General features: G+C 52.5%; 7 protein-coding genes. 3 read left to right on the plus strand and 4 right to left on the minus strand.

The genetic code is table 11. The features are described 5' to 3' along the window. From FN082_RS14970 to FN082_RS14980, 3 genes are all read left to right on the plus strand, one after another. A partial coding sequence (locus FN082_RS14970) for a sodium ion-translocating decarboxylase subunit beta (RefSeq protein WP_023209704.1) occupies window positions 1-170 on the plus strand: 170 nt, incomplete at its 5' end. 160 nt (window positions 171-330) lie between these two features. Then, window positions 331-954, plus strand: a complete 624-nt coding sequence (locus FN082_RS14975) for a hypothetical protein (RefSeq protein ID WP_142981857.1) — start codon at window positions 331-333, stop codon at window positions 952-954. After that, window positions 954-1,799, plus strand: coding sequence for a fumarylacetoacetate hydrolase family protein (locus FN082_RS14980; protein ID WP_142981858.1), 846 nt, complete (start codon window positions 954-956; stop codon window positions 1,797-1,799). Before FN082_RS14975 ends, FN082_RS14980 begins: the two co-directional genes overlap by 1 nt. A 122-nt stretch (window positions 1,800-1,921) precedes the next feature. Here the strand turns inward: FN082_RS14980 and FN082_RS14985 are convergent, their stop codons facing one another. From FN082_RS14985 to FN082_RS15000, 4 genes are read right to left on the minus strand one after another with little or no spacing between them, the layout of a single operon-like run. After that, complete coding sequence (locus FN082_RS14985; protein ID WP_142467646.1) at window positions 1,922-2,713, minus strand: nucleotidyltransferase domain-containing protein; 792 nt, start codon at window positions 2,711-2,713, stop codon at window positions 1,922-1,924. Beyond that, window positions 2,714-3,325, minus strand: a complete 612-nt coding sequence (lacA, locus tag FN082_RS14990; RefSeq protein ID WP_142981860.1) for a galactoside O-acetyltransferase — start codon at window positions 3,323-3,325, stop codon at window positions 2,714-2,716. It abuts the gene before it with no gap. 29 nt (window positions 3,326-3,354) lie between these two features. Next, window positions 3,355-4,608 carry an MFS transporter gene (locus FN082_RS14995; protein WP_139537400.1) on the minus strand — a complete coding sequence of 418 codons (1,254 nt, stop codon included), beginning with the start codon at window positions 4,606-4,608 and terminating at the stop codon, window positions 3,355-3,357. A 51-nt stretch (window positions 4,609-4,659) separates the two neighbouring features. Next, the gene (locus FN082_RS15000) at window positions 4,660-7,743 is read right to left on the minus strand and encodes a beta-galactosidase (protein ID WP_142981859.1); all 3,084 of its coding nucleotides are present in this window, start codon (window positions 7,741-7,743) and stop codon (window positions 4,660-4,662) included. Between the last annotated feature and the right edge of the window lie 28 nt (window positions 7,744-7,771).

Raw genomic sequence — 7,771 nt, forward strand, 5'->3', positions numbered from 1 at the left:
CCGCCGGGGTCTCGGCGGTGCCGATGGCGGCCAGGGTGTCGAACAAGGTGGGCCTGGAGTCGGACGCGCAGAACTTCCTGCTGATGCACGCGATGGGCCCGAACGTGGCGGGGGTGATTGGCTCGGCGATAGCCGCCGGGGTGATGCTCAAGTACGTGCTGGCGATGTAAACCGGTACCTGTCCGGGCTACCGGATTGCATGGATCTGTAGCCCGGACAGATGCGCAGCATCGCCTCCGGGAAATACGTTCTCCCGGCTTGCGCTGCGCTGAGCCAGGCTACGAGTTCACAGCCGTCTGCAAGCCGGGAATACCCTACAAGGAGAAAGAGATGTCTGAAACAGCAATACCTGAATATACCGCCTCCCGGGTCACCAGGACCTCGCTGGCAGGCTACCTTCATCAGTCGCTGGAACAGGTCTGCAAGCTGGCCTCTGGCCTGAAAATGCTCCAGCTACCGGTCAATGACACCGATCGAACCGCTGTAGTACTTACGGAGCCGGTCTACGCCGCTGCCGGGTTGCGCCTTGCCCGCCAGCAGCCCCTGGCGCAGAACCCGCTTTGTGACGATGTGCTGCGGCGCTTTCGTCATGCCCCCGGTCTGACGGCAGATCTGCCCGCCCTGGTTGAGACCGTGCGCAGCGTGGCGCTGCCGGTCTGGTCACGCCTGCGTCGCGATGGACACGGCGATGATACGGCTGTCAGGCAGACGCTGCTGCATATTCTGGCCTGGCGAAGCGAGTCGCCATGGCTGCAGGATCAGACCCAGAGAATACTCTGGCAGGGCGGCGTGCTGGGGGAGAAAGGGTACGCCGTGTTAACATCCCTCGACGATGAAGCCGCCCCCCGGTGCATTGGGTTCTGCGGGCTGAGTGAACTACTGACCACCACCGGTTTTTTAGTCCACTTTCCGGCAGGACCTCTGTTTTCTGAAGAATATCCAGAGAGTTATTAATGAAGTTAATCAGTTTTTGTGTAAGCAATATTCCCCGCTATGGTTTGTTGCGGGGGGATGGCGTTGTCGATTTAACCCGGCATTTTCTGCAATATCCGTCGCTGAAATCCTTTCTGGCGGCAATGGACAATATCCCGGCAGAAATGCTGTCGCATATGGCGATCGACTATGCCCTTGATGAGATCGAATTTTTGCCGCTGATCCCCGACCCACAGAAGATCCTCTGCGTCGGGATGAACTACCAGGCCAAAAGGCTGGAGTTTGACGAGCAGGATCCCGATCCGACGCTGTTTATCCGTTTCCCGGATTCCCAGTGCGGGCATCTGGGCGAGATCATTAAACCGGCTGCCAGCCATGAGTTTGATTATGAAGGCGAGCTGGCGCTGGTGATCGGCAAACGCGGGCGCAATATTCCCGTCGAGCGGGCGCTGGAGCACGTTGCCGGTTACAGCTGCTATATGGACGGCTCGGCCCGCGACTGGCAGCACGCCTGGTTTACCGCCGGCAAAAACTGGCCATCGACCGGCGGCTTTGGCCCCTGGCTGGTGACGCGGGATGAAATCGCCGACCCTAACGCGCTGGCCATCAAAACCCGGCTCAACGGTATGGAAGTGCAGAACGACAATACCGCCAGCATGATCCATAGCATCCCGGAGCTGATTGCCTATATCAGCACCTTCTGCCTGCTGACGCCGGGCGATGTTATCCTGACCGGCTCACCGGGCGGCGTGGGGAAAAAGCGCACCCCGCCGCTGTTCCTGCGAGATGGCGATACGATTGAAGTGGAAATTGAAAAGATCGGCTGCCTGCGTAACCGCATTGTTAATGAGGTGCCGGAAGCGTAACGCTGGCCTCCGGCAACAAACACCACCACAGAGCCCCTGTCAGCGTCGTAAGACCGGGGAAACTGACAGCATAATGGTATCAGGTGAGCGTTCCCGGAAACTATGGGACTACCTTTTTTAAATTATGAATCCGCTATCGGAGTAGGTCCATTCAACCAATTAATTTCACTATCCATAACAAACTTAGTAACCCAACCGCATTGGTATTGTGGCCAATTATAAAAATCCTTTATTACATTATATAGTCTTGCGACATCATTTTTAGATTTTGATTCTAACGCCTGCCTCATTAATCCAATAATATCCTTGGGTTTGCAGGGGGCACTTTCTAGTACTTTTAAAAACCATTTATGATAAGGGTAGAGTAATTCATTATGGGCAAGTAACAGACGCCCAGCAAAAAGGCAAAGATTAGAAACTGAGTGAGTGATGACATAACAGTCATCTTTCTTTAATCCCTCATAATACATCCAGTTCCAGCCTTCGAACTGAGCATTAAATGTCTCTAACTTACTGGCTTTATTTTCTTTAGGGTATAAAGATGCTTCTAATATCAATTTATTAACATTCACTTCATCCATATCTGAATGAAGTAAAATAGCATCTTTGAATGCAAATCGTGCTGGTTCGGTTCCCTTTTCAGCAACCAACTTGATAAATGACTCGCTAATGTATTTACCTTCAACATATCCTCCGGGATAGTCAGCTGATTCATTATCCAGATAGTGCAAATCTCCATTATTGAATGCCAACTGGTAATCTACTTCAGACAAAATAAGCATTAAGTCAATATCTGAGGATTCGGTGGCGAAACCATGAGCAATAGAGCCACCAAGAATCACTCCTATAACGTCCTCTTTATCTCTGATTTTTTCGAGGGCTTTATCAATTGCATCTTTATGATGTTGATACATTTAACCCTCCATTCCAATTTTAAAGTCTTTATAATAATACTCTTTATCTCTATCGGTAATTGTCCTGATCACCTTACATGGAACACCGACGGCAACGACATCCGGCGGGATATCTTTGGTGACAACGCTACCCGCGCCAATAACCGAATTGTCTCCGATCGTTATACCTGGATTGATAACTACATTGCTGCCAATCCATACGTTATTGCCGATGGTAACCGGAAAGGAGAACATTTCTCCGGTTTTTCTTAACTCATGATGAACGGGATGCCCTGTTACAGAGATCGTCACATTTGGCGCAATTAAAACGTTATCGCCAATGGTGACCGTGTAATCGTCCACAATGGTAAAATTAAAGTTCGCGTAGAAATTATCGCCAATATGGATATTGGTTCCGTAAGAGAAATAAACTGGCGGTTCTACCCACACATGCTTTCCCACTGTTCCAAACATCTCGCGAATCAGCTTATCTCTTTTTTCAACCTCTGATGGACGTGTGTGATTAAATTCGTACATAAGTTCTTTGCCACGTAATCTCTCTTCTGGCAGGCCCTCGCACATATCGGTAAACAGCTTTCCTGCTTTAATTCTGTCTCTCATAGAAATGTTCATCGATGATATTCCCTCTTTATTTTTTGTATTCATGCCTGTTTACCCGATTGTGCGAAAGAGCGGGAAAAAGGTCCCGGCCCGCTAAGGGTAAATACAGAAATCAGCGTAAAGCTCAGCGCAATCATCCCTAACACCAGATAAGCCCCCTGGAAGCCAATACTCTCATACATATTCCCGGCCAGAACGGACATGAAAATCATCGCTAACTGCTTGAAGAAGCAGAAACAAACCAGATAAATCGTGGCGGAGAAACGGACTTCAAACTGACTGGTAATGTATTTGAAGCAGCCGACGATCAGGAACGGTATTTCAAACATATGCAGCGTTTTGAGGATCACGACCTCCAGCGCGGAGGAGGCGAAAGACGAGCCGATAATCCTTACCGACATGATCGTGCCTGCCAGCAGCAAAGCGTTCTTTCCGCCAATACGATTCACAATCAGCGGCGCAAAGAACATGATGCTGGCATTAAGCAGCTCCCCCATGGTGGTGACGTAGCCGAATACGCGAGTGCCTTGTTCACCGGTAGCAAAAAAAGAAGTGAAGAAGTTAGCAAACTGCTGGTCAAATACATCGTAAGTACAGGAAACGCCGACCACGTACAACGAAAGGAACCAGAGTTTCGGCTGTTTAAATAACTCCAGCGCCAGCTTCAGGCTGAAAGCTGAGTTGTTGGCCCCCACCGCATCGGCGACCTTCGCAGACGAAGGCGCATCTGTTTTTGAAAAGAACAGCAGCAATGCCAGAATAACGGCGCAACCGGAACCCAGCCAGAAGACAAACTGGTTATTGATGGTGAACATAATTCCGGCAATCGAGGCGCATAGCGCCCAGCCTACGCAACCAAACATGCGGGCGCGGCCAAATTCAAAGTTGCTCCGGCGGCTGGCTTTTTCAATATAGGCTTCAATCGCCGGTGCGCCGGCATTGTAAATAAAGCCAAGGTAGATCCCGCCAACAATCGACCCCAGTAAAATATTTACCTGTAATAAGGGACCAAAAACGTAAATAAAGAACGGGGCGAACATCACCAGCATCCCGGTGATGATCCACAGCAGATGTTTTCGCAGGCCAAGCTTATCGGAGAGCAGACCGAAGGCTGGCTGGAACAGAAGCGAAAATAGTGAAATACAGGCGAAAATGATCCCCGTATCCCCTTTGCTTATATGGTTTACATCATGTAACCAGATAGGAAAGAAGGGGAAATAAGCACCCATGATAAAAAAGTAGAAGAAGAAGAAAAAGCCGAACATCCAAAAGTTAGTATTTTTTAAATAGTACATATGGACTTCCTTACCCTGAATGCGGGCAGGCGTGAACCTGCCCGAGTGTTTTTACTTTTGACCCCAGACCAGTTGGTAGTGGTAGCGTCCGGCGCTAAGCTGAAATTCCGGCGAAACCGAAGGACTCCACGAGTCATCGCCGCCGACGCCCATATGGAAACCGTCAATATTGAGCCAGGTCCCGGCTTCCGGCTGTAGCAGATGACGGTGGCTGGTCTCCATCAACTGTTTCTGGCCATAGCGGCTGATGTTGAACAGGAAATCACCACGCCAACAGTGCGGGCCGTACTTCAGTTCACGAGTTCCACTGCGCAAACCATTTTCAGTCGGGAAAACATACGGGGTATACATCTCCTCCAGCGACAGATCCCAGCGGTCAAAGCAGGCAGCGGAAAGCCTGTCCGGATAGTTTTCATGTGGCCCCAATCCCAGCCAGTTAACCCGCTCAGCCACCAGCGCAAGCTGGCAGCTCAGGCCGATACGTGCCGGATGAGGCGTGCCGCTGGCAACATCAACGTCGACAGTGATTCGCATCTCGCTATTGCCGCCGATACGGTACGTTTTACGGCTGACGAACAGCGTTTCACCCTGATACTGCCAGGCATGAGCGGTAGTTATCTGCACAGCACTGGCCAGTACGTCGGCATCGCATTGCAGCAATATGGCTTCGGTCTGATAGTGCCCGGCAGACTTCCAGCGCTCCACCCAGGCGTTAGGATCGATGCGGGTTGATTCGCTCACGCCGATGTCGTTATCCAACGGTGCGCGCGTAAACTGGTCAATAAGCGGCGTCAACAGTTGTGCTTCTTTGCCAATCCAGTATTGCGTCAATACGCCCTGCTGGCGGCTAAACTCCCAACGCTTCTCGTTCACTGTGATGCTGAATGTGCTCTCGCTGGCAGTGAGCTTTGGCGCGTGGTTAGCGGGCTGCGGCAGCTGCGTACAGAGTTTCTCGTCGAGCTTCCATTGTTGCCAGGCGCAAATATGTCCGGCCTGCGACCATGCGGTTGCTTGAGGCTGTTCAACGCGAACGGTCAGCCACAGCTGGCCTGCGGTTTCCGGTTTAGGGAAGTCCGGCAGCGCGATGACCTGACGCCCCTGCGGCGGGATATCCAGCGTCGCCACGCCTGAAGCCAGTGGATTACCATCCAGCGCCAGCGACCAGTGCAGAACCTCGTTATCGCTGTGGCGGAACAGGTATTCGCTGGTGACTTCAATCTTACGTTCGGCCCCCGGCAGCAGCGCAAACTGGAAAAATTGCTGTTCATGTTTGGCTTCATACAGTGCCGGGTGCGGCGTGCGATCGGCGAATACCAGGCCATTCATGCAGAACTGGCGATCGTTAGGCATGTCGCCAAAATCACCGCCATACGCAGACCACAGCTTGCCATCAGCATCGTGTTTGATAAGCGACTGATCCACCCAGTCCCAGACGAAGCCACCCTGCAAGCGTGGGTATTGGCGGAATGCCTGCCAGTATTTGGCGAAGCCGCCGAAACTGTTACCCATCGCGTGAGCGTACTCGCAGAGGATCAGCGGGCGCTGCTCGCCGGGTAGCGACAGCCACTTTTTGATTGACCATTTCGGCACGGCAGGAAAAGGCTGATCCTGATCGACGCGGGCGTACATCGGGCAAATAATATCGGTGGCGGCAGTGTTGGCTCCGCCGCCTTCATATTGCACCGGGCGGGACGGATCTTCTGATTTCAACCAACGATACAGCGCATCATGATTTACACCGTGACCCGATTCGTTACCCAGTGACCAAATGATAATGCTCGGATGGTTGCGATCGCGCTGTACCATCCGCGTCACGCGCTGGCTCATGGCGGGCAGCCAGTCGGGATCGTCGGTCAGGCGATTCATCGGCACCATTCCGTGGGTTTCAATGTTGGCTTCGTCCACGACATACAAGCCATAGCGATCGCACAATGTGTACCACAGCGGGTGGTTCGGGTAATGAGAGCAGCGCACGGCGTTAAAGTTGTTCTGCTTCATCAGGAGAATGTCCTGCACCATCGTCGCCTCGTCCATCACCTGACCGTTCTCCGGGTGATGTTCATGACGGTTGGTGCCGCGAATCAGCAGCGGTTTGCCGTTCAACAGCAGCAGGCCGTTTTCAATGCTGACCTGACGGAAGCCGACGTCGCAGGCTTCAGCTTCCGTCAGCGTGCCGTCGGCGGTATGCAGTTGCACCACGGCACGATACAAATTCGGCGTCTCGGCGCTCCACAATGCTGGGTTTTCGACGTTCAGACGCAGGGTGATTCGGTCATGGTAAGCGCCGCGCTCATCAATGATGTCACTGCCTAATGGGGCGCTTTTTTCGCCGACTAACGTTTCGCCATCCCACAGCTGTACCGTCACGCGTAAATCATCGCGCAGCTCGCCTGTTACCCGCACTTCCGTTTCCAGAACCGCGCGGCTAAAGTCATCGTTGAAACGGGTGTTTACCCGCAGGTCGCTGATTTGCGTGGTGGGTTTATGCAGCAAAGCAACATCGCGGAAAATCCCGCTCATCCGCCACATGTCCTGGTCTTCCAGATAGCTACCATCGCTCCAGCGCAGCACCATGACCGCCAGACGGTTTTCGCCGCTGCGCAGATAATCGCTAAGATCAAATTCAGACGGCAGGCGGCTGTCCTGCCCGTAGCCCACCCAGCGACCGTTGCACCACAGATGGAACGCCGAGTTCACGCCATCAAAAATGATTCGCGTCTGTCCTTCCTGAAGCCAGGCATCGTCAATGCAAAATGTGAGCGAGTAACAACCAGTAGGGTTATCAGCCGGTACAAACGGCGGGTTAACCGGTATGGGATAAGTGACGTTGGTATAAATCGGTGCATCATAACCGTCCATCTGCCAGTTGGACGGTACGTTGATGGTATCCGCCTGCGGCAGATCGCTTGTCAGCCAACTTTCCGGCACCGCTTCAGGCGAGGCAAACCAGGTAAATTGCCACTCTCCGTTCAGACTGAATTTCTGCGCAGATTTCCGATTATCGCGAGCATCATCAGCATTTTTCCAGCTGTAAAAAGGAGGATGCGCCTCCAGCCGGTTGAGTTGCGTCACGCCTGGGTTTTCCCAGTCGCGTCGAGCCAGCACCGCGGCGAGTGAATTTGTGTTCAGGGGCATAGCTGTATCCTTTTAGAAATTGTTATCC

Source organism: Klebsiella spallanzanii (assembly GCF_902158555.1).
Taxonomy (GTDB): Bacteria; Pseudomonadota; Gammaproteobacteria; order Enterobacterales; family Enterobacteriaceae; genus Klebsiella; species Klebsiella spallanzanii.

Coding starts and splice junctions, on each gene's coding strand:
- FN082_RS14975 (WP_142981857.1), top strand. CDS start 331: ATGTCTGAAACAGCAATACCTGAATATACCGCCTCCCGGGTCACCAGG.
- FN082_RS14980 (WP_142981858.1), top strand. CDS start 954: ATGAAGTTAATCAGTTTTTGTGTAAGCAATATTCCCCGCTATGGTTTG.
- FN082_RS14985 (WP_142467646.1), bottom strand. CDS start 2,713: ATGTATCAACATCATAAAGATGCAATTGATAAAGCCCTCGAAAAAATC.
- lacA (WP_142981860.1), bottom strand. CDS start 3,325: ATGAACATTTCTATGAGAGACAGAATTAAAGCAGGAAAGCTGTTTACC.
- FN082_RS14995 (WP_139537400.1), bottom strand. CDS start 4,608: ATGTACTATTTAAAAAATACTAACTTTTGGATGTTCGGCTTTTTCTTC.
- FN082_RS15000 (WP_142981859.1), bottom strand. CDS start 7,743: ATGCCCCTGAACACAAATTCACTCGCCGCGGTGCTGGCTCGACGCGAC.